At 64.1% G+C, this 22,812-nt stretch carries 25 protein-coding genes; 12 read left to right on the plus strand and 13 right to left on the minus strand.

The genetic code is table 11. The annotated features are described in order from the left end of the window. Positions 1-15: 15 nt before the first annotated feature. Genes cobD through AC0IPL_RS11935 form a run of 3 tightly spaced genes read left to right on the plus strand, consistent with a single transcriptional unit; the run spans position 16 to position 3,102 of the window. On the plus strand, positions 16-978 hold the full coding sequence (gene cobD / locus AC0IPL_RS11925) for a threonine-phosphate decarboxylase CobD (RefSeq protein ID WP_474274747.1): 963 nt from the start codon (positions 16-18) through the stop codon (positions 976-978). Then, positions 975-1,886, plus strand: a complete 912-nt coding sequence (cbiB, locus tag AC0IPL_RS11930; RefSeq protein ID WP_474274748.1) for an adenosylcobinamide-phosphate synthase CbiB — start codon at positions 975-977, stop codon at positions 1,884-1,886. Before cobD ends, cbiB begins: the two co-directional genes overlap by 4 nt. Positions 1,887-1,932: 46 nt before the next feature. Continuing rightward, positions 1,933-3,102 carry a lytic murein transglycosylase gene (locus AC0IPL_RS11935; RefSeq protein ID WP_474274749.1) on the plus strand — a complete coding sequence of 390 codons (1,170 nt, stop codon included), beginning with the start codon at positions 1,933-1,935 and terminating at the stop codon, positions 3,100-3,102. A 12-nt stretch (positions 3,103-3,114) separates the two neighbouring features. On the opposite strand, the gene AC0IPL_RS11940 is transcribed toward AC0IPL_RS11935, so the two are convergent. From AC0IPL_RS11940 to AC0IPL_RS11950, 3 genes are all read right to left on the minus strand, one after another. Then, on the minus strand, positions 3,115-3,459 hold the full coding sequence (locus AC0IPL_RS11940; protein WP_474274750.1) for a hypothetical protein: 345 nt from the start codon (positions 3,457-3,459) through the stop codon (positions 3,115-3,117). A gap of 91 nt (positions 3,460-3,550) precedes the next feature. Next, positions 3,551-4,018, minus strand: a complete 468-nt coding sequence (locus AC0IPL_RS11945; protein ID WP_474274751.1) for a YbjN domain-containing protein — start codon at positions 4,016-4,018, stop codon at positions 3,551-3,553. 59 nt (positions 4,019-4,077) lie between these two features. After that, the gene (locus AC0IPL_RS11950) at positions 4,078-7,533 is read right to left on the minus strand and encodes a chromosome segregation SMC family protein (RefSeq protein WP_474274752.1); all 3,456 of its coding nucleotides are present in this window, start codon (positions 7,531-7,533) and stop codon (positions 4,078-4,080) included. 261 nt (positions 7,534-7,794) lie between these two features. On the opposite strand from AC0IPL_RS11950, the gene AC0IPL_RS11955 reads away from it, so the two are divergent. Then, positions 7,795-8,565 (plus strand): FadR/GntR family transcriptional regulator, encoded by a 771-nt coding sequence (locus AC0IPL_RS11955; protein WP_474274753.1) that lies wholly within the window; start codon positions 7,795-7,797, stop codon positions 8,563-8,565. 67 nt (positions 8,566-8,632) lie between these two features. On the opposite strand, the gene AC0IPL_RS11960 is transcribed toward AC0IPL_RS11955, so the two are convergent. From AC0IPL_RS11960 to AC0IPL_RS11985, 6 genes are all read right to left on the minus strand, one after another. Next, positions 8,633-9,193, minus strand: a complete 561-nt coding sequence (locus AC0IPL_RS11960) for a F0F1 ATP synthase subunit B (RefSeq protein WP_474274754.1) — start codon at positions 9,191-9,193, stop codon at positions 8,633-8,635. Between the two features lie 4 nt (positions 9,194-9,197). Continuing rightward, positions 9,198-9,752 (minus strand): F0F1 ATP synthase subunit B', encoded by a 555-nt coding sequence (locus tag AC0IPL_RS11965; protein ID WP_474274755.1) that lies wholly within the window; start codon positions 9,750-9,752, stop codon positions 9,198-9,200. An 86-nt stretch (positions 9,753-9,838) separates the two neighbouring features. Continuing rightward, positions 9,839-10,063, minus strand: a complete 225-nt coding sequence (locus AC0IPL_RS11970; protein ID WP_005636439.1) for a F0F1 ATP synthase subunit C — start codon at positions 10,061-10,063, stop codon at positions 9,839-9,841. A 59-nt stretch (positions 10,064-10,122) separates the two neighbouring features. After that, positions 10,123-10,926 (minus strand): F0F1 ATP synthase subunit A, encoded by an 804-nt coding sequence (locus AC0IPL_RS11975; RefSeq protein ID WP_474274756.1) that lies wholly within the window; start codon positions 10,924-10,926, stop codon positions 10,123-10,125. Between the two features lie 40 nt (positions 10,927-10,966). Then, positions 10,967-11,311: an AtpZ/AtpI family protein gene (locus tag AC0IPL_RS11980; RefSeq protein WP_474274874.1), complete on the minus strand. Its 345-nt coding sequence runs from the start codon at positions 11,309-11,311 to the stop codon at positions 10,967-10,969. Between the two features lie 194 nt (positions 11,312-11,505). Next, positions 11,506-12,402, minus strand: coding sequence for a DMT family transporter (locus AC0IPL_RS11985; protein WP_474274757.1), 897 nt, complete (start codon positions 12,400-12,402; stop codon positions 11,506-11,508). 90 nt (positions 12,403-12,492) lie between these two features. Here AC0IPL_RS11985 and AC0IPL_RS11990 point away from each other — a divergent pair, with 90 nt between their 5' ends. Continuing rightward, positions 12,493-12,828 (plus strand): ArsR/SmtB family transcription factor, encoded by a 336-nt coding sequence (locus tag AC0IPL_RS11990; RefSeq protein ID WP_474274758.1) that lies wholly within the window; start codon positions 12,493-12,495, stop codon positions 12,826-12,828. Positions 12,829-12,862: 34 nt separating this feature from the next. Here the strand turns inward: AC0IPL_RS11990 and AC0IPL_RS11995 are convergent, their stop codons facing one another. Beyond that, the gene (locus AC0IPL_RS11995) at positions 12,863-13,783 is read right to left on the minus strand and encodes a DMT family transporter (protein ID WP_474274759.1); all 921 of its coding nucleotides are present in this window, start codon (positions 13,781-13,783) and stop codon (positions 12,863-12,865) included. Further along, positions 13,780-14,658 carry a LysR family transcriptional regulator gene (locus AC0IPL_RS12000; RefSeq protein WP_474274760.1) on the minus strand — a complete coding sequence of 293 codons (879 nt, stop codon included), beginning with the start codon at positions 14,656-14,658 and terminating at the stop codon, positions 13,780-13,782. The genes AC0IPL_RS11995 and AC0IPL_RS12000 overlap by 4 nt, the downstream gene beginning before the upstream one ends. Before the next feature lie 135 nt (positions 14,659-14,793). Here AC0IPL_RS12000 and AC0IPL_RS12005 point away from each other — a divergent pair, with 135 nt between their 5' ends. Further along, complete coding sequence (locus AC0IPL_RS12005) at positions 14,794-15,375, plus strand: FMN-dependent NADH-azoreductase (protein WP_474274761.1); 582 nt, start codon at positions 14,794-14,796, stop codon at positions 15,373-15,375. A 116-nt stretch (positions 15,376-15,491) separates the two neighbouring features. Continuing rightward, positions 15,492-16,244 (plus strand): aspartate/glutamate racemase family protein, encoded by a 753-nt coding sequence (locus tag AC0IPL_RS12010; protein ID WP_474274762.1) that lies wholly within the window; start codon positions 15,492-15,494, stop codon positions 16,242-16,244. On the opposite strand, the gene AC0IPL_RS12015 is transcribed toward AC0IPL_RS12010, so the two are convergent. Together AC0IPL_RS12015 and AC0IPL_RS12020 are read right to left on the minus strand one after the other, a co-directional pair. Beyond that, complete coding sequence (locus AC0IPL_RS12015; protein WP_474274763.1) at positions 16,241-16,768, minus strand: prolyl-tRNA synthetase associated domain-containing protein; 528 nt, start codon at positions 16,766-16,768, stop codon at positions 16,241-16,243. The two genes, AC0IPL_RS12010 and AC0IPL_RS12015, sit on opposite strands and share 4 nt — an antisense overlap. Before the next feature lie 151 nt (positions 16,769-16,919). After that, positions 16,920-18,824: an elongation factor G gene (locus tag AC0IPL_RS12020; protein ID WP_474274764.1), complete on the minus strand. Its 1,905-nt coding sequence runs from the start codon at positions 18,822-18,824 to the stop codon at positions 16,920-16,922. A 485-nt stretch (positions 18,825-19,309) separates the two neighbouring features. On the opposite strand from AC0IPL_RS12020, the gene ffh reads away from it, so the two are divergent. The 5 genes from ffh to AC0IPL_RS12045 all read left to right on the plus strand — a co-directional run bounded on the left by ffh (position 19,310) and on the right by AC0IPL_RS12045 (position 22,801). Further along, positions 19,310-20,842 (plus strand): signal recognition particle protein, encoded by a 1,533-nt coding sequence (ffh, locus tag AC0IPL_RS12025; protein WP_474274765.1) that lies wholly within the window; start codon positions 19,310-19,312, stop codon positions 20,840-20,842. Between the two features lie 3 nt (positions 20,843-20,845). After that, a complete protein-coding gene (locus AC0IPL_RS12030) occupies positions 20,846-21,040 on the plus strand; it encodes a hypothetical protein (protein ID WP_474274766.1) in 195 nt (64 codons plus the stop codon). 149 nt (positions 21,041-21,189) lie between these two features. Further along, positions 21,190-21,759, plus strand: a complete 570-nt coding sequence (locus AC0IPL_RS12035) for a GNAT family N-acetyltransferase (protein WP_474274767.1) — start codon at positions 21,190-21,192, stop codon at positions 21,757-21,759. Between the two features lie 61 nt (positions 21,760-21,820). Then, positions 21,821-22,423 carry a GNAT family N-acetyltransferase gene (locus AC0IPL_RS12040; protein ID WP_474274768.1) on the plus strand — a complete coding sequence of 201 codons (603 nt, stop codon included), beginning with the start codon at positions 21,821-21,823 and terminating at the stop codon, positions 22,421-22,423. 69 nt (positions 22,424-22,492) lie between these two features. Next, positions 22,493-22,801: a chorismate mutase gene (locus AC0IPL_RS12045; RefSeq protein ID WP_474274769.1), complete on the plus strand. Its 309-nt coding sequence runs from the start codon at positions 22,493-22,495 to the stop codon at positions 22,799-22,801. Positions 22,802-22,812: the final 11 nt, after the last annotated feature.

Consider the following 22,812-nt stretch of genomic DNA (forward strand, 5'->3'; position numbering starts at 1 on the left):
GCAAAAGCGGTTGCGATGTCCCAGACCCCAACAGAGCCGCCCGCGCCCCGGCGCGATCATGGTGGAAACCTCAGCGCGGCGATGGCCGAATTTGGTGGTGCCCGCAGCGATTGGATCGACTTGTCCACCGGCATCAATCCGCAGCCCTATCCGCTGCCGCAGTTTACCGCCCACGACTGGGCAGCGCTGCCCGATGCCGACGCGCTGGCAGGGTTGGAGCAGGCGGCGCGCAGTTTCTGGCAGGTGCCCGAGGGAGCAGGGGTGCTGGCGGCGCCGGGTGCTTCGGCGCTGATCGCCGCGGTCCCCGCCCTTGCCGCCCCTCGCTGGGTGCAGATCACCGCCCCCACGTATAACGAACACGCAGCTGCGTTTGAAACACACGGCTGGGAGCTCCGCCCCGAGGGGCCCGCCGAGGCCCGCGTGGTGGTGCACCCCAACAATCCCGATGGCCGCCTTTGGCGAGCCGAGGACCTGTCCGCGCCGCTGACCATCATCGATGAGAGCTTCTGCGACATCTGCCCAGAACAGAGCCTGATCAACCAGGCTGAACGTCCAGGCACTATAATACTAAAAAGCTTTGGGAAATTTTGGGGGCTGGCCGGGCTTCGGCTTGGCTTTGCCATTGGCGATCCGGCTCTGATCGACCGCCTGTCCGCCTTGCAGGGGCCCTGGGCGGTCTCTGGCCCGGCCCTTCGCACCGGCACGCAGGCGCTACGAGATTGCGACTGGGCGGCGGCCGCGCGCACTAGGCTCACCCACGACGCCGCCCGACTGGACGCCTTGGCGCTGGCCCGCGGTGCCACGCTTGTCGGCGGCACCGATCTGTTCCGCCTGTACCAGGTCGACGACGCCGCCGCCTGGCAGCAGCGTCTGGCCCGCGCCCATATCTGGAGCCGGATCTTCCCCTATTCCAAAACCTATCTGCGCCTCGGCCTGCCCCCCGAAGACGGCTGGGACCGGCTGATGGCAGCACTATGAACACTGCCACCCTTCTGGCCCTGGCGCTGGTGTTGGATGCCATTCTGGGTGAGCCGGACTGGCTGTGGCGACGCCTGCCGCATCCGGCGGTGTTGATGGGGCGTCTGGTTGCGACGCTGGACCGTCGGCTGAACCACGGGTCCGGTCGCCGCGCCAAGGGCGTGCTGACAGCAGCGGTGCTGGTGCTGTGTGGGCTGCTCAGCGGGGCGCTGCTGTCGGTCTTCGGGCCACTGGCGGAAGCCCTGATCGCGGCCATCCTGATTGCGCAGCGCTCGCTTTGTGCGCATGTGGGCGCAGTGGCACAGGGGTTGCGCAGCAGTCTGGCCGAGGGGCGCCGCGCGGTGGCTCTGATCGTCAGCCGCGACACGGAAACAATGACCGCGCCGCAGGTCGCGCGCTCCGCCATCGAGAGCGGCGCCGAGAACCTCTCCGACGGGATCATCGCACCTGCCTTCTGGTTTCTGCTGGGCGGCTTGCCGGGGCTGATCGCCTATAAGATGGTCAATACCGCCGACAGCATGATCGGCTATCGCAATGACCGCTACCGCGACTTTGGCTGGGCCGCGGCGCGGCTGGATGACTTGTTGAACCTGTTGCCGGCCCGCGCGACGGCGCTGCTGATCGCCCTGGCCGGTGGTCAGCTGCGCCACTGGCGCGCCATCGCCGCGGATGCGGGCCAGCACCGTTCGCCCAATGCCGGCTGGCCCGAGGCCGCGATGGCCCGGGCGCTGAACTGCGCCCTGGCTGGGCCGCGTTCCTACGGCGGGCAGATGCGCGCATTTGCCTGGGTCCATGAACGCGGCAGCAAAAGCGCCAGCGCCGAAACCATCACCCGGGCGGTGCAGCTGTTGTGGCGGGCCTGGGCGTTTGCACTGGGCCTGACGGTTGCCTTTGCGTTGATTTTCTAGCACATAGGATCGGGTCTGAGCAAAAAGACCAAGGAGCGTCAGAACCATGCGCCTATTGCCTCTTGCCCTGGTGACCAGCCTGCTGCCTGCGATGGCAGTCGCCCAATGCGGTGGCGGGTTCCCGCAATTCATCTCGCAGATGAAAGGCGAGGCCGTGCAGGCGGGTTATGACAGCAGCACCGTCAACGCCTTTTTTGCCGGCGCCAGACAGGATAGCCGCGTGCTCAAGGCCGACCGGGCGCAGGGCGTGTTCCAGAAACCGTTCATTGAATTTTCCCGCCGCCTGATCTCGCAGGACCGGCTGCGGCGTGGCCTGCAGATGGCGCAGAAACACGACAAGACCTTTCAACGGATCGAGCGCACTTATGGCATCAATCGCGGGGTGCTACTGGCCTTCTGGGCGTTTGAGACTGACTATGGCGGCTATCAGGGGGATTTCAACACGCGCGACGCGCTGGTGACCCTGGCCCATGACTGTCGCCGGCCCGACCTGTTCCGCCCCCAAGTCTTTGCCGCGCTAGAGCTGTTCCAAAAGGGTGATTTCGACCCCAAGCGCACCACCGGCGCTTGGGCGGGTGAGATCGGCATGGTGCAGATGTTGCCCAGCGATATTCTGGATCACGGCGTCGATGCTGATGGCGACGGCAAGGTCAGCCTGAAAACCTCGCCCGCGGATGCGCTGATGTCAGGGGCGCGGATGCTGTCGCATCTGGGCTGGCAGCCGAACCAACCCTGGTTGCAGGAGGTCACCATTCCGGCTGATCTGGACCTGTCCCGCAGTGGAACGGCGGTGAAACACAGCGTGGCCGAGTGGCGCGCTCTGGGCGTCCGGGCGCGACAGGGCCAACTGGCGGACGGCGACCTGAAAGCTTCGCTGCTGCTGCCGCAGGGCCACAAGGGGCCGGCGTTCCTCGCCTATCCGAATTTCGACGTCTATTTCGAGTGGAACCAGAGCTTCACCTATGTACTGACCGCGGCCTATTTCGCCAACCGTCTGGAAGGCGCCAAAGTGTATGATGCGGGCCAGCCCGACGGCGGGCTGGACGGCACACAGATGAAACAGCTACAGCAAAAACTACAGGCCCGCGGCCACGATGTGGGCGCTGTGGATGGCATTCTGGGCGCGCGCACTCGCGTGGCCGTGCAAAAGGAACAACAGCGCCTCGGCCTGCCCGCCGATGCATGGCCGACCCCGGATCTGTTGCAAAGGCTGTGACACCCGACGTGCTCAGCGCACCGGGAAGCGCTCCCCTTCTTCGGTGATCAGGATCACCCGGCGGCCATTGCGTACATACAGGTCGCAACGGTCAAATCCGTTGCTGAAATCCACGCAGACGCTGCCGTCGGCAGCGATGTAATAGCTGCCCCAGGCGGTGCCACCGCCGTTCTGCGCCGAATAGGTATAGGAATAGGCGCCATCGCCGCCATAGGCCGACACCCCGCCATCATAAAAGTGAAACGACCGCCCTGCCAACGCCGCCAATTCCGCCGCGGCTAGGGGCGTGTCGCCGGGACGCAGCGCCCAGTTTTCGGCCGCGCCTGCGCCCGCAATCAGGCAAAGAAAAAGGGGCATGACCCATCTCATGCCCCAAGCCTAACCGCGGATTGCGCCGACAACTGTCACGATGCGGTGACAGGCGCGTCAACTGGCGCATCAGGTGCAATCACCAGTCGATGAACTCTTCGAAATCCTGCATCGCGCGGGTCCAGATGCTGACCGCCTTGGCAAAGTCGTCAGCACTCATACCATCGTCCGCCAGCAGCACGTCCATCTCGATGCGTGCCGCGCCCTCCTGCGAGACATAGCCGCGCACAAAGCGGTTCTCGGTGTTCCACTGGTTGATCTTGGCCAGCCGCACGCCACCATCGGTTTGATATCCCGAGAAGAACTGGATCGCATCACAGTTGGTGTTGTTGTCGCAGCCGTAGTAATAGACTGAGAATTGGTTGCCGTAGTAGTCGACCTTGAGGTTGGGATCACCGACGCTGTCAGTGGTCAGGTCCACCGTGGCCCCCTCGTCCCGGAAAAATCCGGCAACGCTGTCGCCGGTCTTCGCCACCACGGTCTGGGCGGCCGCGGCAACAGGCATCAGGAACACCGCGGCTGCGGCAATCGCTTTGAGCATATTCATCACGTTCTCCAAAAAAGTATCATCACAGCCGGCGCAATTCTGCCGGGTGTGTCTTCCAATCAGGCCACCATTGCCTCGGCCTTCTTCAGGTCAACAGACACCAGCTGACTGACGCCCTTTTCCTGCATGGTAACGCCGAACAATCGGTCCATCCGTGCCATCGTCACCGCATGGTGGGTGATGATGAGGAAGCGCGTGTCGGTCTGGCGGCACATTTCGTCCAGCAGGTCGCAAAAGCGGGTGACATTGGCGTCGTCCAGCGGTGCGTCGACCTCGTCCAGCACACAGATCGGCGCCGGATTGGACAGGAACACCGCAAAGATCAGCGCCATTGCCGTCAGCGTCTGCTCGCCACCAGAGAGCAGCGACAGCGTCGACAGTTTCTTGCCCGGCGGCTGGCACATGATCTCCAGCCCCGCATCCAGGGGATCGTCGCTTTCGACCATCACAAGATTGGCCTCACCGCCGCCGAACAGGTGGGTGAACAGCATCGCAAAGCTGTTGTTCACCTGCTCGAACGCGGTCAGCAGACGTTCGCGGCCCTCACGGTTCAAGCTGGCGATCCCGTCGCGCAGGGTCTTCACCGCGCCTTCCAGATCCAGCTTTTCTGCCACCAGGGTGTCATGCTCTTCCTGCACGCTGCGCGCGTCTTCCTCGGCCCGCAGATTGACCGCCCCCAGCGCATCGCGCTGACGCTTGTGGCGGTCGACGTCGTGCTCCAGCTGTTCTGACGGCGGCATATCGTCCGGCGAAACGCCCAGTTTTTCCAGCAGGGCCTGCGGGGTAATCTGCTGCGCTTCGATGATGCGGCCCGCCGCCTGCGTCACCGCAGCCTTGGCCGCATCGCTGCGCGCTTCGGAGCGCGCCCGCGCCTCACGCGCCTCGGAGGCCAGTCGCTCGCATTCGCGCTCCTTGTGGACCGCCTCGCGCAACTCCGCCTCGGCGGCGATCAGCGCCTCGGTGGCGGCAGATTTGCGCCCCTCGGCCTCGGCGATCGCCGCGTTCAGCTCTTCGCGTTTCTCAGCAATCTCGGCCGGAACCGCGCTGGCCTCCTCCAGTTCCTCCTGCGAGGCCTCACGGCGTTCGGCCAGCTCCTCGATCCGCGCCTCGGCGCTTTCCAGACGGTGGCGCCAGCCGGACAGCTCCTTGGTGACTTCCTGCGCGCGTTTGGTACGCGCCTCGCCTTCGCGGCGCAGCTCGTCATGGCTGGAGCGATGCGTCAGCATGGTGATCCGCGCCGCCTCGACCGACTGCTTGATGTCCTCGACGGCGGTGCGCGCCTGATCCAGGTCGCCCAGATCGCGCAGCACCGTCTCGGCCTCTTTCAGCTGCAAGCCCGCGTTCAGCGCGTCTTCCTCGTGGCGGGCCAACGCGATGGCAAGCGTTTCCAGCTTGCCGGCAGCCAGGTTCCGATCCGCCTCGGCTCGGCTGAGAGCACGGGCCGCATCGGCCATGCGCTGATCCGCCGCCCGCCGGGCCTGGCGCGCGTCCTGATCGGCGCGTGTGACCTCTTCCAGTTGCTGCAACAGGCTCTCGTGCGCGGCTCGCGCGCCCTCTGCCCGCGCGCTGACGCGCTCCATTTCCTGCTTCAACGCTTCCAGCTTGTTCAGCTGTTCCAGACGCAGGGCCGCGGCGCTGGGGGCGTCTTCAGCCCAAGCGCGGTAACCGTCCCAGCGCCACAGGTCCCCCTCGACCGTGACCAGCCGCTGGCCCGGCTTCAGCTGTGCCTGAAGGTCCGCTGCCACGTCACCATCAACCAGGCCGATCTGCGCCACCCGACGGGACAGGGCCGCCGGGCCAGAGACAAACAGCGCCAGCGGCTGCACGCCCTCTGGTAGCGCCGCCCCCTGATCGTAGCCGGGCAGCGTCAGCCAGCCAGTCGGCCCGTCCACATCGGCCAACGGTGCGCGCAAATCATCCGCCAGGGCTGCCCCCAGCGCCTTCTCATAGCCTGGCTCTACAGTCAGCTCATCCAGCACCTGCCCGCCCTCGGCGGTGTCGCGCTCCACCAGTTTGGCCAAAGTCGTAACTTCGGCCCGCAGCGCGCCCAGCTCTCCCTCGGCTTCCGAGCGCTGCGCCCGAGCCTCGGCCTCGCGCCCCTGCGTTTCCGTGCGCGCTTCATCCGCCGCGGCCAGCGCCTCGTCCGCCATCTCCGCGGCGTCGCGCGCCTCTTCCTCGGCGCCCACCGCCGCCTCGAACCGTTCCGCCGCCTGATCCAGCGCCTCTCGTGCCTCAGCCTGGGCGGCGCGGGCCTTGGTCGCCTCACCCTCGGAGCGGGCCAGCGCGCGCTGGCAATCCTCGACAGCTCGGCGTGCAGATTGGTGGCGGGCCGCAAGACGGGCAACATCCTCCGTTACCTGCGCCAGGTGATCCTCCCGCGCCTGCAAGATAGAGCCTGCATCGCGCGCCATCTCCGCCGCCTCGGCCAGCTTGGCGTCATGGCCGTCACCCGCTTTGGACAGCTCCCGCTGTTCCCACTCCAGCCGCGCGATGGTCTCGCCGGCGTCCTTGTTCAGACCCGACTCGCGCTCGATGTCGTTCCCCAGCTGCACGATGCGGCTGCTGAGGCGTTCGATGGTCTGGCGTGCCTGGGCCTCCTGATCGCCCAGCGAATCCCGCTGCACCACCAACCGCTGCAACACGGCGGCGGCGATCGCTTCCTCCTCGCGCAAGGGCGGCAGCTTTTCCTCAAAGGTTGCGCGCTGCGCCGCGGCGGCCCGCACCAGCGCCTCGGCCTTGGCGGCTTGTTCGACCCGCACCCGCAACTCATCCTCCGCAGACAGCCGGGTCTCATCCGCCTCGCGCCAGCGGCGGTACAGCAGCATCCCCTCCGCCAGCCGCAGCTTCTCGCCAATCTCGCGATACCGCTGCGCCTGCCGGGCCTGGCGCGCAAGCTGACCCAACTGCCCGGCCAGTTGCTCAATCACATCGTCGACGCGCAGCAGGTTGGCTTCGGTGTTCTTCAGCTTCAGTTCTGCTTCGTGACGGCGCTGATACAGGCCAGAGATCCCCGCCGCCTCTTCCAGAATGCGGCGCCGCGCCTTGGGCTTGGCGTTGATAAGCTCGGCGATCTGGCCCTGCCGCACCAGCGCCGGCGAATGCGCCCCGGTGGAAGCATCGGCAAACAGCATCTGCACATCGCGGGCCCGCACATCCTTGCCGTTGGATTTATAGGCGCTGCCCACGTCGCGGGTGATCCGGCGCACGATTTCCAGCCCGTCGGCCTCGTTAAAGCCCGAGGGCGCCAGACGCTCCGAATTGTCGATGCTGAGGCTCACCTCTGCGAAATTGCGAGCCGGGCGTGAGGCGGTCCCCGCAAAGATCACATCTTCCATGCCACCGCCGCGCATCGCCTTGGCGCGGGTCTCGCCCATCACCCAACGCAGCGCCTCCAGCAAGTTCGATTTGCCACAGCCATTTGGCCCCACCACCCCGGTCAGCCCATCGGCAATAACCAGTTCAGTAGGATCCACAAAGCTTTTGAAGCCATTGAGCCTGAGCTTGGAAAACCGCAAAGCCGCCCCTTCGTGATTCCGCGTCGAGAAAGTTCAGCGGGTCATATCCTGTGAGTCAACGCTCTGCACCCCCAAATCGGGGCAAAATCCATCCAATCCCCACCATATCTTGTGGATAACCCGGCCATTCCGGCGATCTTTTGCCACGTTTGGCAGCAGCCGCGAGACCATCGGCCGGGATAAAGCCGCCCAGTCCAACCCGCCTTGCAGCGCCGACCCGGGCGTGGTCATATGATTTGACCAATCTCTCAGAGACCGCAAATGCCCTTTCAAAAAGTTCAGCCCGAGAAACTGTCTGCCTCCGTCGTCCGCCAGATCGAACTGTTGATCCTGCGCGGCATCCTGTCGCCAGGAGAACGGCTGCCCGCAGAGCGTGAGCTTGCCGAAAGACTGGGCGTATCCCGCCCCTCGCTGCGAGATGCCCTGGGTGAGCTACAGGCGCGCGGGCTGCTGTCGTCCCGCGCGGGCGCCGGCGTGTTTGTGGCTGATGTGCTAGGGTCCGCCTTTTCGCCTGCGCTGGTGCAGTTGTTCGCCAGTCACGACGAGGCGGTGTTTGACTACCTGTCCTTCCGCCGCGACATGGAAGGTCTCGCCGCCGAACGCGCCGCGCGCTTCGGCTCGGACGCCGACCTGCAAGTGATCCAGGCGATCTTTGACAAAATGCAGGCGGCCGGCAACCCCGCGGTGTCGGAGGAAGCGGCAGGGCTGGATGCGCAGTTTCACTCCGCGATCATGGATGCCAGCCACAATGTCATCATGCTGCACATGATGCGCTCGATGTTCGATCTGCTGCGCGAAGGGGTGTTTTACAACCGCCGCATCATGTTTCAGCAGCACACCACCTATGACGCGCTGCTGGAGCAGCACCACGCCATCAACACCGCGCTACAGTCGCGCGACCCGCAGGCCGCCCGTGCGGCGGTAGAGGCGCATCTGGATTATGTGAAACAGGCGCTCAGCGACCATCAGCGCGCCGAGCGAAACGCCCTGGTGGCGCGGCAGCGGCTGGAACACGAAACCGCCAAAAGCTGATGTCCAGACAGCAAAAAACCCGGCCGCACGGACCGGGTTCCTTGAATGTCACTGGCTGAGCACAGATTTAGTGCAGCTTCGCTTCCACATCCGCGATGGCGGCGTCGATCAGCTTGTTGGCCTCCGTTGCGGTCATCTGCTTGGAGATCACCTGATCCGCAGCGGCCACGGCAATCGTGATCGCCTGATCGCGGACCTCTCTCACAGCCGAAGCTTCCGCCGAGGCAATCTGCTCCTCAGCGGAGGCCAGACGGCGCGCAATGGAAACTTCCAGATCAGCTTTGGCCTGTTCGGCCGCGCGGGCAGCCTCCTCACGGGCGGCTGTCACGATCTGGTCGGCCTGGGCCTGAACTTCCTGCTGCTTGCGCTCATAGGACGCCAGAATGGTCTGGGCCTCTTCGCGCAATGCACGGGCTTCGTCGAGCTCTTTCTGGATGCCCTCTGCCCGATTGTCCAGCTGGTTGCCCAGCAGGGTCGGAACCTTGGCTGCCAGCAGAATGCCGATGAACAGCAGGAACGCCAGCAGGACGACAAAGTCGGTGTTGCCCAGCGAAAAGAACGGACCTTCTGCCGCCAACGCCGGGCTGGCGACGCCAAAGGTCAGGGCAAGAGCGAGAATGTTGCGCATGTCCTTATCCTTTCGTCCGCTCGGCGACCGCAGCTGCGATTGCGTCTGCATCTGCGCTACCACCCAGCGCCGTCACCAGCGCCTCTGCGGTATCGGTGGCAACAACCTTCACGCTTTCCAGCGCGCCGGCCTTGATTTCAGCGATGGCCTGTTCTGACTCGCCCACCTTGGCGGCGATCTGCGCGTCGGCCTTGGCGATGGCCTCGTCCAGGTCAGCCTGGATTTCAGCGCGGGTTTCTGCGGCAATCCGCTGTGCCTCGGCGCGCGCATCTGCCAGAGCCTGGTTATAGGCCGCTTCGGCCTCACCTGCCTTGGCCTTCAGCTCTTCGGCCGCGGCAATGTCATTGGTGATCGTGCCTTGGCGTTCGGCCAGCACCGCACCGATGCGGGGCAGCGCGACGCGCGACAGGATCAGGTAGATAGCGACCAGAGCGGCCACCAACCAAAAGATCTGGTTGAAGTGAACGGCCAGATCCGGCGTCAGCTGAGGCATGCCCGATGCGCCGCCATGCGCCGCGTCGGCAGCGCCGTGTGCTACATCCTGCGTGTTAGATGCCATGTCGTCCTCCTTGGGAACTTGCCGTTACACCGGGCGGTACGGGGTTCCGCACCGCCCGGCCGTAAGGAAAAAGGTTCCTAAGGTTCTTAGACAGCGAACATCAGCAGCAGAGCAACCAGGAACGAGAAGATGCCCAGTGCTTCTGCGAATGCGATGCCGATGAACAGAGTTGCGGTCTGGGATGCAGCCGCGGAGGGGTTGCGCAGCGCGCCCGCCAGGAAGTTGGCAGCAACGTTGCCGACACCCAGTGCCGCGATGCCGGTACCCATGCCTGCCAGGCCTGCGCCGATGTATGCGAGATCGCCTTCCATTGTGATATCTCCTTACGATTGGAAGTTGACTGTAGAGGTTCGGACCTTGCGACCGCCCCTTAGTGGGACGGGTGCAGCGCGTCTTTCAGATAGACGCAGGTCAGAATGGTGAACACGTAGGCCTGGATAAAGGCCACGAGAACTTCGAGTGCGTAGACCGCGCTGATGGCAAAGATCGGCAGGAACGCCCCGGCGCCCAGGGCACCGGCGAAACCTGCGAACACCTTCAGAACCGCGTGGCCCGCCATGACGTTGCCTGCCAGACGAATGCAGTGGCTGACCGGACGTACGAAATAGGAAATCACCTCGATGATCGCCAGCACCGGGCGCAGCGCCAGCGGCGCCGAGCTGACCCAGAACAGGCCCAGGAACTTGGCGCCGTTCAGTACGAAACCGGTCACGGTCACGGTCACGAACACCAGCAGTGCCAGCACTGCGGTCACGGTGAAATGCGAGGTGGTGGTAAAGGACATCGGGATCAGGCCGAGAAAGTTGGCCATCACGATGAACATGAACAGGGTCATGATATAGGGGAAGAACTTGACGCCGTCCTTGCCGGTCACGTCTTCGACCATCTTGTAGATAAAGCCATAGGCCAGCTCTGCCACGGACTGCGTACGGGTGGGCACGATGGCGCGGCGCGAGGAGCCCAGCACCAGCAGCGCGAACACAGCGGCGACGGCCAGCGCCATCCACAGGGTCACGTTGGTCGGCGTGTACCAAGCCACGTGGTCACCTCCGAACAGCGGCTTGATCTGGAACTGGTCCATCGGGTGGATTGCCAGCTTCGACTCTGCGGGCGCGAAAACCAGGCCCGAGATCAGCACCAGCGCCAGCGCTGCGTAAAAGAAAATTTTGCCCATCAGTCCGCTTCTCCTGTCGCCGGCTGCCGATCCCGCTGGATCAGTCCCGGTCCTGCGCATTCTTGTCGGCCTCATCGGCCAGTTTCTTCTCTTGGATCTCCTGCGCGCTGCGGAGCATCGTCTTTACCCCGGCCGCAAGCCCCAGCAATACAAACAGCACCATGAACACGGGCAGGGTGCCAAACAGCAGGTCGAGCCCGTAACCGATGCCAAAACCGATCGCGAGACCGGCCACCAGTTCAATCACCATTCGCCAGGCCAGATTGGCCATCGAATAATGTTCATCCACGCGCGGCTTGGGCTCTTGGGCCTTACGCGCCGCCGCCAGTTTCTCCTCCAGCTGCGCCAAGCGCTGCTTTTGGTCGTCATCGGTCACGGGCGCCATCCTCACGCGAAATCTGTCTGGGTTGCTAAGGCCAAGGGGCGACGGAGTCAATTACAAGGATTGAAGATTCAGAATCTGACCATGTATCTGTTTTTGCGCAACTTTTCGCCCAAACCGGCGATGGGCGCCGATCTGCCGCGGCCAACAGGATCGTCAAATGGCGTCCGGTCCCATATTCAACCAAAAGGTTGACCTTATCCCACGGTCCCTTTCGGCAGTCTCCAACGCAAAAGTCTGCCGTCGATCAGCAACAGCCCCAGCAGGATCGCCGCCATGCCCCACAGGTGTTCAGCAAGCAGCGGCTCCTGCAGCACATAGGTGCCCAGAAACAGCGCCGACACCGGCGCAATCAGCGTCGGCAGGGTTATGTTGGTCGGCCCCACCTTGGGCAGCACCCAGTAAAAGGCGATGAAGGCGGCCGATGTCAGCACAAATCCGATCACCAGCAGTGCCGCCCAGGTCTCTGGCTGGGAAATCTGCGGAATGCCTTCCTGCCACAGCGCCATCGGCGCGATCGCCACGGTGGCGCCGGTCAGCGCAATCGCCACCAGGACCACCGGCTGCATATCCCGGAATGACCGCGCAAAATTCACGGAGAACGCGTAGCACAGCGGCGCACAAAGGGTAATCAGCACCGCCCACAGCGCCGTGCTCTGGCCGCCACCCAACAGCGGCAGCGACAGCAGCACGATGCCCAGGAAGCCGCACATGACACCCAGTGACTTGAGCGGCGTCGCCCGCTCGCCGCCGGGCCAGAAATGCGACACCACCACCGCCAGCGCCGGGGTGGTCGCATTGACGATCCCCGCCACCCCGCTGGCAATATGCTGCTGACCCAGCGCGTAAAAGGCGAAGGGACCGGCATAGCTCAGCACCCCGAAGCCCAGCAGCGCCAGCCAGCGCCGCAGATCCGCTGTCACCGGCTTGCGTGCCGCCAGGACGTAGATCCAGCAGCCCAGCGCGCCAAAGCCCACCCGCCCCATGGAGACCGACAGTGGCCCCAGTTCGCGCAGCAAAATGGCGTTGAACATGAAGGACATGCCCCAACCGATGCCAAGGACGAAAATGACCAGCCAATATTTCAATGCCATGGCCTCAATCTCCTCCCTTGGTTTCGAGGGGCCACAATGGCGCTTCGCCGCAGATTGTCAAACCCCAATGCCAACGCTAGGAAGAGCGGTATGAGCGCCACCCTCGACACCGTCTTTGCGGCCCTGGCCGACCCCACCCGCCGCGCCATCCTTACGATGCTGCTGGAGGACGACATGGCCGTCACCGACGTGGCAGAGCCCTTCGAGATGTCACTGGCGGCGATTTCCAAACATCTGACCATCCTGACCCGCGCCGGTCTGATCGCCCAGGAAAAGCGCGGCCGGGTGAAATGGTGCAAGCTGCAACCGGATGCGATGCGGGACGCCTCGGTCTGGATGCAGGGGTTTGGCCAGTTCGAGCCCGTGCATCTGGACGCCTTTGAACGTTTCCTCGCCGCCGAACTGGGCGAGGGAGAGACCGGTTAGCGCAGCCCTTGCCCCCAAGCTATCCGGCCCGAGGTCAGACCTCGGCGCGTGGCTTGGCCGGTGCCTTGACCGGCTTGGCATCGCCTTCCAGCAGCATCACCAGCGCCGCGATCGAGGCGGCGACGCCGATCAGCACCATGCCCGACGGCACCCCGCGGCCCAGCGCGATCTCCCATAGAATGACCCAAGTGGGGGTCAGATAGGTATAGGCCATCACCTTGGCCGAGGGCAGCCGCATGGCCGCATATTGCAGCAGCACAAATGTCGCGGAGCTGGCAAAAATCGCGAGATACAGCAGCCCCAGCCAGACAATACCGGGCAGGTTCATCCAGTCTGTCGCCAGAATGTCGCGCCAGCCGAATGCCAGCAACAACAGTGCCCCTGCGATCAGCATGCCAAAGGTGAACACCACCGCAGGCTCGCCGCGGTTCAGCTTGCGCACCATCGGGGTATAGATTGCGTGCAGCACACAGCCCCAGAAATAGATCATTTCGCCGTCGCCGATCTGAAACGCCGCCAGCTGCGCCAGGTCACCCCGCACGATCACCCAGACCGCCCCGGCAGCGCCGATCGCCAACGCCAGCGCCATCCAGCGCGAGGTCACCTGCCGCAACAGCACCCAGCCGAACACCGCGCTCATTACCGGCACCAAGGTGAAGACCGCCGCGGCGCTGACCGGTGCCGCGGTTTTCAGCCCGTGGAACATCAGTACGAAATAGCCGCCAAACAGCCCGCCCAGCACGACATAGCGCCAGGGTGCCTGAAAATGCGTCCGGCGCAGCCCGCGGGTGGCTATTGCGGCAACGCCGATCACCACCGCTGCGATGGCAAACCGCGCAGCATTCAGCGCCGAAGGTGCGATCTCATTGGCCACCATCACCCCGAGCGAGAACGACCCGGCAACAAGGGCCGAAAATGTCAGCATTGCCAAATGCCCGCGCAGCGCCTCGCTCATAGCTGCCACCCCTTGGCCTGTTCCTTCAGAAATTTCAGAAAGGCCTGCACCTTGGTGGTGCGGTGCAGATCCACGTGGGTCACGAGCCACAGCGCGCCCTCCCAATCGGGCAATGGCGCCATCATCTCCACCAGATCGGGTTGCTGGCGCCCCTCCCAGGCCGCCATAAAGCCGATCCCGGCCCCGGCATGCACCGCCTGTTGCATGGTGAAACCATTGGTGCAGCGAAAGGCTATCGTCTCTTTTGGTGCGTGCGCGCGCAGCCAGCGCGAAAACGGTGCGCGGCTGTTCTCGTCGTCGTGGCCGACAAACCGGTGATTGGGAATGTCCTCCACGCCCTTCAGAATACCGTATTTCTCGACGTAGCCGGTGGACGCATAGAGACCGATCTGCTGTTTCATGAAAGGCTGCACCACATTGTCCGGCTGATCCGGCGCATTGCCCGCGCGGACCGCGACATGCGCCTCACCGTACTCCAGCCGAAACAGCCGGTCGCCGGTCAAATAGCGAATGATCAGTTCCGGGTGCATGTCCTGAAACACCTTGAGCGCCGGCACCATCATCGGCGCAAACGATGCAAGCGAGGTCACCACCAGCTCTCCGGAAACATCGTCGCCCTGCCCTTTGAGCCGCCCGACCAGTTGGTTGAACTGGTCATCGGTCGCCTGTGCCACCCGCAGCAGATCCTGACCCGATTCCGTCGGCGTATAGCCGCGCGCGTGGCGCTGGAACAGTTTGACCCCCAGCCGTGCCTCAATGGCATCGATGTGGCGGATCACGGTGGCATGATGCACCCCCAGAACCTCTGCCGCGCCGCTGACCGTGCCCATACGGGCCACCTGATAGGCGGTGCGAACCTCGTCCCAATTATCCACGGCGGTCTCCTTGTCTGCGAGCAGCTGACCTGCGCGCATTCGCACATTTGCTGTGATATATCGGCGATTGCGTTCGAATTTGCAATAACGCAAATCTATCCCGGAACTCGAAAAACACTGAACGGGAACACCGATATGACACGCACAACCCTCCACATCGACGCCTCCGCCCGCACCGAAGGCTCAGTAACCCGCGACCTGTCTGCACAGATCGTCAACCGCCTTGGCGCCGCAACAGTGATCCGCCGCGATCTGGCTGTGCCACTGCCACTTCTGGACAGCGCCTGGATCGGAGCAAATTTCACCCCCGCCGACCAGCGCAGCGAACAGCAAAAGGAGCTCCTTGCCCTGTCCGACAGGCTGATCGACGAGTTGGAACAGGCTGACACCATCGTGATCGGCGCGCCGATCTACAACTTCTCTGTGCCCGCCACGTTGAAGGCATGGATCGACCTGGTGGCCCGCGTGGGCGTTACCTTCCGCTACACGGAGACCGGCCCGTTGGGCCTGCTACAGGGCAAGCGGGCCGTTATCGCCGTGGCTTCTGGCGGCACCCAGGCAGGATCCGACATTGATTTCGCCACCACCTACCTTCGCCACATGTTGGGCTTCATCGGCATCACCGATGTCGAGGTTGTGGCCGCCGACGCCATGTCGATCGACGCAGAGGGCGCTCTGGCCAAAGCAAAATCGCAGATTGAGGCACTCGCAGCCTAAGGCTCCCATGGCCCTTGCTGCCAGCCGCGTCGTCGGCTGGCGGTTGTTCAACGTTTGTCAGCCCATTGTCGCCGTGGCAGTCTGCCCTCAGCGATATAGCAAGGGCAGACAGAATTATGAAAAAGATCGGCATTCTCGGCGGAGTCGGCTGGGCCTCCACAATCGATTACTATCGCGCCATCTGCACCGGTGCCGCCCGCTTTCACGCCGCCCGCGGGGCCACTCCACCGCTACCGGTACCGCCGATCACCATCGAAAGCGTCGTGCAGGCCGACACCCGCGCCCTGCGCGGTCGCGCCGGGGATGACGCCAGCTGGGCCGCTTTCGACGCTGTCTTCCGCGACGCTATGCTGACGCTGGAGCGCGCCGGCTGCGATTTTGCCCTGATTGCCTCCAACACCCCGCACACCCGGCTGCATGCCATCCAGGAGGGCCTGATGATGCCGGTCCTCAGCATCTTTGACGCCGCGGCCCGGGCCACGGCCCAGACCGGCGCCGCCCAGGCGCTGGTACTGGGCACCACCGTCACCATGCAAGCGCGCAACTATGCCGCTGTGCTGGCCGAGCATGGCGTGGCCGCCAACGATCCGCTGCCAAGTGACGCCGTCGCCGAAATGCAAGCGATGATTGACGAGGACTTTTACGGCGGAGCCACGGCCACCGCCCGCGACCGGCTGCTTGGACTTTGCCGCGCCCACGCGGCCCCCGGCAGCGCCATCCTGCTGGCCTGCACCGAATTGCCGCTGGCGTTTCCCGACCACCTCGATGATGCCAGCTTTGAGGCGGAGGGGTTTCTGTTCGTGAACCCATCAGCAGCACATGTGGCGGCGGCACTGACGCTGGCCCTGGACGAGGACCCGGGCGGCTAGATCCAGGTCACCTCAACCCCGGTCTTTTCAAAGAACGCCAGCAAATCGTCCCGCGCCATCACTACGGTGCGGTCGTTGACCAGCGGGTGCATGCAGATCACGTCTGCCTCCTGCGCCTGCGCATCCAGATAAAAGCGCACCCCTTGCTGCGCCCCGGTGATCATCGCCAGCGGGCTGACCGCGCCGGGGCGAATGCCGAGGTTCTCCAACAGCCGCTCGGGCGAGCCGAACGACAGCCCACCCACGCCCAGCTCTGCGCTTAGCGCCTTGAGGTCGATGGCCCGGTCCTGCTCCAGCGAGACCAGGTGATTGCGTTTCTTGCGGTCGCGCAGATACAGATTCTTCAGCCGCAAGGCCCGCACACCCGGCTCCAGGAACTGGGCCTCGACACCCTTGGCGTCCCCGACCGTGCGCAGCGGCACATGGGTGTGCAGTCGATAGGCGATGCCCCAAATGTCCAACTGCGCCAGCAGCGCGTCCGATGTGACAGGCAGGCTGTCCTGATAGGCAGATGAGGCGTCCATGGTGCTGCTCCGCAAACCGTGTGTGGAATGCGGCGCAGATCACTGAAAATACCTCGGAAATGCAAGCCGTATCATCACGGCCCGCGTCCCAACCGAACAACCGACAACCCGAAGGGCCAGACACCCCGCAGATTATCTGCCAGCGACTGGGTCACGCCCCGGCGAAATCGCCGCGCCGCGCTTCCTCGTAATGGTCGAAATCAGTGCTGAACCAACCGGTGCCGCGGGTGGCACTGGCCAATGTGTTGCACAGCTCGTCCTGCGCCGCCATCGGCAGCAGGGTCTCGAACACATCCCAGCCCGTCGCGCCATCTTCGGCTTCGAACCCAAGGATCTGGCCCTTCATGCCGCTGACCACCGGCACCAACCCACCCGTGAACACCGAAGGCACATGGATCTGCACCCGCATGATCGGTTGCAGCAGGGTCAGCCCGGCCTCTGCCAAAGCCTCCTTCACCGCGTGGTTGCCTGCGGTGCGGAAGGCATAGTCGGAGCTGTCCACGGAATGATGTTTGCCATCCTTCAGCGTGACGCAGACATCAACCACCGGATGGCCGTTCGGCCCCTGCGCCAAGGCCTCGCGCGCGCCCGCCTCGACCGAGGGGATGTAGTTCTTGGGCACCGCACCGCCCTTGACCGTCTCTTCAAACACGAACCCGCTGCCGCGCGGCAACGGCTTCACCTCGATCACCACATCGGCAAACTGTCCGGCACCGCCAGACTGCTTGCGGTGCCGGTACTGGATCTGCACCGCCCGTTTGATGGTTTCGCGCAAGGCGGGCGGCACAGTTGCTTCCTCGACCTCGACCCCGAATTCCGAGTGCAGCATCTGCTTCACCCGCCGCATGTGCAGCGGTCCCTGCACATGCAACAGCGCATGTCCGCTAGCCTCATCCTGTGAGACCACCAGCGCCGGGTCGACCTCTGCCAGCCGCTCCAGCGCACCCGACAGCCTTGCATCATCGCGTTCGTGCAGCGGGGTAATCACCCGCCGGAAGGTCGAAGGCCGCGGCTGCGCCCAGTCTGGCAGCGGCGCGGCCCCGTCCGCGCCATAGGCATAGCCGAGGTTCAGGTGATCCGATTTCACGGCCTGGCCGACATCGCCCGCGCTCAGCCGTCCGACCTGGCCGCCGATGCTGCTGAGACTGCCCAGCGCGGCACCGCCGACCGGGCGGCCGCTGCCGACCTCGGCACCCATTGCGCGCACCAGCACAGTCTTACCCAGGTGCTTGACCAGATCCCCCATGCAGCCCACTGCCAGCACATCCCCCGCAGATGACAACCGCTTTAACGCGGCCCCCACGTCAGGCGCCTCGTGGCGCAGCGATTTCATCAGCCGCAGGATGCCGTTCTTATGCTCAGCCGAACCCAGCAGCGCCGGAAACAGGTCATTGTGCTGTAGCACCTTGGTGGCCACGTCATAGACCTCCTCCGCCATCACCTGCTGATCCTCGATCAACTCCTCCAGCAGCGTGTCGTCGAAATCGGCCAGCGCCTCCAGCAGCTCGGCACGGGCCTCCTGCTCGCGGGCATACATCGCCACCGGCAGTTCGATCAGCGCCGAAAGCTCGCCCTCGCGGTATTTCCAGGCCCGCTCCGAGATCAGATCCACAGCACCCACAACCTGTCCGTCCTCACGAATCGGCACCTGCCGCAGGATGATGTTGTGGCTGCAATAGGCCTGAAGCGCGGCGACGATCTCCGCCACCCGGTCTTCCGCCTGATCCATGCGATTGACAAAAATAAAGGCGGGGATCCCCGCCTCCTCCAGCTTGCGCAAATACGGCGCGCTGAGGACCGCAGCCCCGGCGTCAGCCGACACACAGAGCACCGCTGCATCGCTGGCCGCCAGTGCAGGCCCCGCCTGCGCCAGGGTGTCGGCACCACCCGCGATATCGATGACGGCCCAGTCCTCACCCATGAATGAAAAAGGCTGCAAGGCGGCGACGCCTGCAACCTCCTGCCGCTTACCCGCGGTGCCGTCCAACCCCGCCAACGCTGTCGCCAGCGTCGATTTGCCGGACTGTGACGGCCCTATTATTGTGAAAACGCGCATGTTCCCAGATCCTCCCCTGGCTGATACAGCTGCCTGCATAGGCCCCGCACCCCGCCATCGTCGGGTCCGGTGAACCATGCCTGTGCCAAAAGAAGCCCGCCTCGATGCGCCCCCGCCTGCTGGGATACAGCATCACCGGGTAGCCCGATGATGTTGGCCAGCTGCCACTCCCTGTGTCAAGCGCGCAGAGGGCGTAGACAGTCGGCGCCGAAGCCTCCGCGCCAGTCGGCACGGCAATCCTTGACAAAGGTTGACTCGGCCGCCTGTTTCAGCGTATCGCCTGCCCCAGCATCCGGGAGATCTGAATCTTCCGGTCCCTGCCCGTGCCAGGGATCGCCCTCCACCAGCGTGTTACGCCCGTGGGGGCAAAGCTGCTTGGATTGCTCCCACGTCTCATACAGGGACCGGTGGCATTTGCGCATGGTCCGCTTGTCCCCTACATACGGGGGCGCCACAGTTTAAACCGGCATCAGGAGGCCGCAGGCATGTTTGAAAATCTATCCGAACGCCTTTCCGGCGTCTTTGACCGGCTGACAAAACAGGGCGCTCTGAACGAGGAAGACGTCAAATCCGCCCTGCGCGAAGTCCGCGTTGCGCTGCTTGAGGCTGACGTCTCGCTGCCGGTGGCCCGCGATTTCGTCAAACGGGTGCAGGACCAGGCGACCGGTCAAGCGGTGACCAAATCGGTGACCCCCGGCCAGCAGGTCGTCAAGATCGTGCATGACGCACTCGTGGACGTGCTGACCGGCGAGGAAGACCCCGGTCGCCTGAAAATCGACAGCCCGCCCGCGCCCGTGCTGATGGTCGGCCTGCAAGGCTCTGGTAAGACCACCACCACCGGCAAGCTGGCGAAACGCCTGAAGGAGAAAGAGGGCAAGAAGGTCTTGATGGCCTCGCTCGACGTCTACCGTCCCGCGGCGATGGACCAGCTGGCGGTGCTCGGAACCCAGATCGGCGTCGACACGCTGCCGATCGTGCCCGGCCAGAAACCCGTCGACATCGCCAAACGCGCCAAGCAGCAGGCAACGCTGGGCGGCTATGACGTCTACATGCTCGACACCGCCGGCCGTCTGCACATCGACGAGACCCTGATGCAGGAGGTCGAGGACGTCCGCAACGTGGTGTCCCCGCGTGAGACGCTTCTGGTGGTCGACGGCCTGACCGGTCAGGTCGCGGTTGAGGTGGCTGAGGAATTCGACGCCAAGATCGGAATCAGTGGCGTGGTCCTCACCCGGATGGACGGCGACGGCCGTGGCGGTGCGGCGCTGTCGATGCGCGCGGTCACCGGCAAGCCGATCCGTTTTGTCGGCCTGGGCGAGAAGATGGACGCCCTGGAAACCTTCGAGGCGGAGCGGATTGCCGGCCGGATCCTCGGCATGGGCGACATTGTGGCGCTGGTCGAAAAGGCGCAGGAAACCATCGAGGCCGAGCAGGCCGAAAAGATGATGAAGCGCATGATGAAGGGTCAGTTCAACATGAACGACCTGAAGATGCAGCTTGAACAGATGCTCCAGATGGGCGGCATGGAGGGCATGATGCAGATGATGCCCGGCATGGGCAAGATGGCCAAACAGGTTCAGGACTCCGGCATGGACGACAAGGTGCTGAAGCGCCAGATCGCCATGATCCAGTCGATGACCAAGAAAGAGCGCGCCAACCCTGCACTGTTGCAGGCCTCCCGCAAGAAACGCATCGCGGCTGGCTCCGGCATGGAGGTTTCCGACCTCAACAAGCTTCTGAAAATGCACCGGCAGATGGCCGATGTGATGAAGAAGATGGGCAAGATGGGCAAAGGCAAGATGCTGAAACAGGCCATGAAGGGCATGTTCGGCAAGGGTGGCGGCATGCCCGGCATGGAAGGCATAGGCGGCATGGACCCCAGCCAGATGGATCCCAAGGCGCTGGAAGCGGCCGCCAAGGCAATGGGCGGCGGCAAGGGGCTGCCCGGCGGCCTGCCCGGACTGGGTGGCGGTATGGGCCTGCCCGGTGGCCTCAGCGGCTTTGGCAAGAAGAAATAACGGATGACCGTGTTCACCCCCTCTCAGGAAAACCGTGACCTGATCCCCCGCGCCTTGGCGGCGGGAGTTCAGGTGCTGCGCGCGCATCACGCGGCGAAGCATACGGCTGTCGAGGGCGTGGAAAAGGACATTGGGACAGGTTGGCACCGCGTTACACCCGGGATTCTGGCCGCAAATGGACTGGAGGCCAACGCATGAGCTTTCATCAAATTTGCGACAAGAATGCGGCACGGTGCGCCGCTCCGGCGCCACACTTAACCGAAAGTTACGCAGTTTCCGAAATACTCCTTCACCGGATGGGTGAAATTTATGCTGGGCGGCCCGCCGCCCGGGTAGAGGGGTATGGAATGACTGATTCACATGAACCGTTCCCGCGGCTGGTCTCCAAGCGGCTGGTACTCATGTCGCCGGCCGATCCGGCGTTTGATGCCAACGCGGCTTTCCTTGACGCGGACGCGCCAAAATTCGTTGATGCGGCGTCGGACCCGGATTCGCTGTGGTGGTCGATTGCCACCATCATTGGCCATTGGCACCTGCACGGTTACGGGTTGTTTGCAGTGATCGAACGCAGCACCGGGCAGACCGTCGGCCTCGTGGGCCCTTGGTTCCCCAAGGGCTGGCCGGAGCCGGAGCTGTCTTGGCACCTGATGGAACCCGGCCGTGGCAAGGGCTACGCCAGCGAAGCGGCGCAATGCGTGCTGCACTGGCTCTTCACCGAGGCCGGTTGGGACAATATCGTCTCTTATGTGCCCGAGGAAAACCACGCCTCGGTGGCGCTGGCCCGTCGGGTGGGCGCGCGGCCGGAAAACCCGGTATCGTTCCGCCTGCAACCGGCACCGAACATCCGCGCCTGGCGGCACATGTCGCCGCGAAATCCTCATACGACCGCGCCCGCTGCGCGAGGGCTGCTGCACTGATGCGCCGTCCGGGGATCATATCCCGGCGCTGCCGCGCCTTCCTGACAGGGAGGGCGCGCTGATGCCGCATGACATCCCGGTCATCGAAACCCGGCGCCTGGTGCTGCGCGGGCCAGAGCCACAGGACTATCCCGATTTCAAGGCCACCTTCAGCTCCTACCGCTCGCGCTTCATGGGCGGGCCGCTGAACACATACGAGGCCTGGATGCTGTACGCGGCAGAGATCGGCCATTGGGAGGTGCGCGGCTTTGGAATGTGGATGATTCACGACAAGCTGACGGACGAGACCTACGGCATGGCAGGCGGCTGGCAGCCCGCAGGCTGGCCAGAGCGCGAAATTGCCTGGATCATCTGGCCCGGTGCGGCCGGCAAGGGCTATGCCCTGGAGGCGGCCCATGCCGCGCGTGGACATTTTTATTCAAACCTGGGCTGGGAGACGGCGGTCAGCTATATCGACCCCAAGAATCTCGACTCGATCCGGCTGGCCGAACGGCTTGGCGCGCACAAGGACCACGCCGCCGCAACCATCGACGGCAATGACGCCGTCTATCGCCACCCCGCGCCGGACACGCTGAAAGGCAGCCAGATGGCACACGGCATCGAAATGGAAATCGGGCACTACGCCGATCCGCTGTTCAAGCCGGAGGGTTGGGCCATTGACTGATTTTCACCGCTATCTCGCCACCGCGGCGCGGCCTGACGTTTCTGCAACCCCGATGCGGAGATCCTTTTGATGACGACCGACACCCAAGACGCCATTGCCCGCGCAGCCGAGCTGCTGAAAGGGCACCGCGAAAGCATCGACCGCCTGGATGCGATCCTCGTCTATACCCTGGGCGAGCGGTTCAAGCACACCCAGGCGGTGGGTCGGCTCAAGGCCGAACACGACCTTCCCCCGTCCGATCCCACCCGCGAAGCGGCGCAGATCGCACGGCTCGAAGACTTGGCGAAGCGGGCCGATCTGGACCCGGAGTTCGCCAAGGCATTTTTGAACTTCATCATCGGTGAAGTCATCCGACACCATAAGAAACACCAAGAATAACAATCAACAAC

It is taken from the genome of Leisingera sp. SA32, from assembly GCF_056033425.1.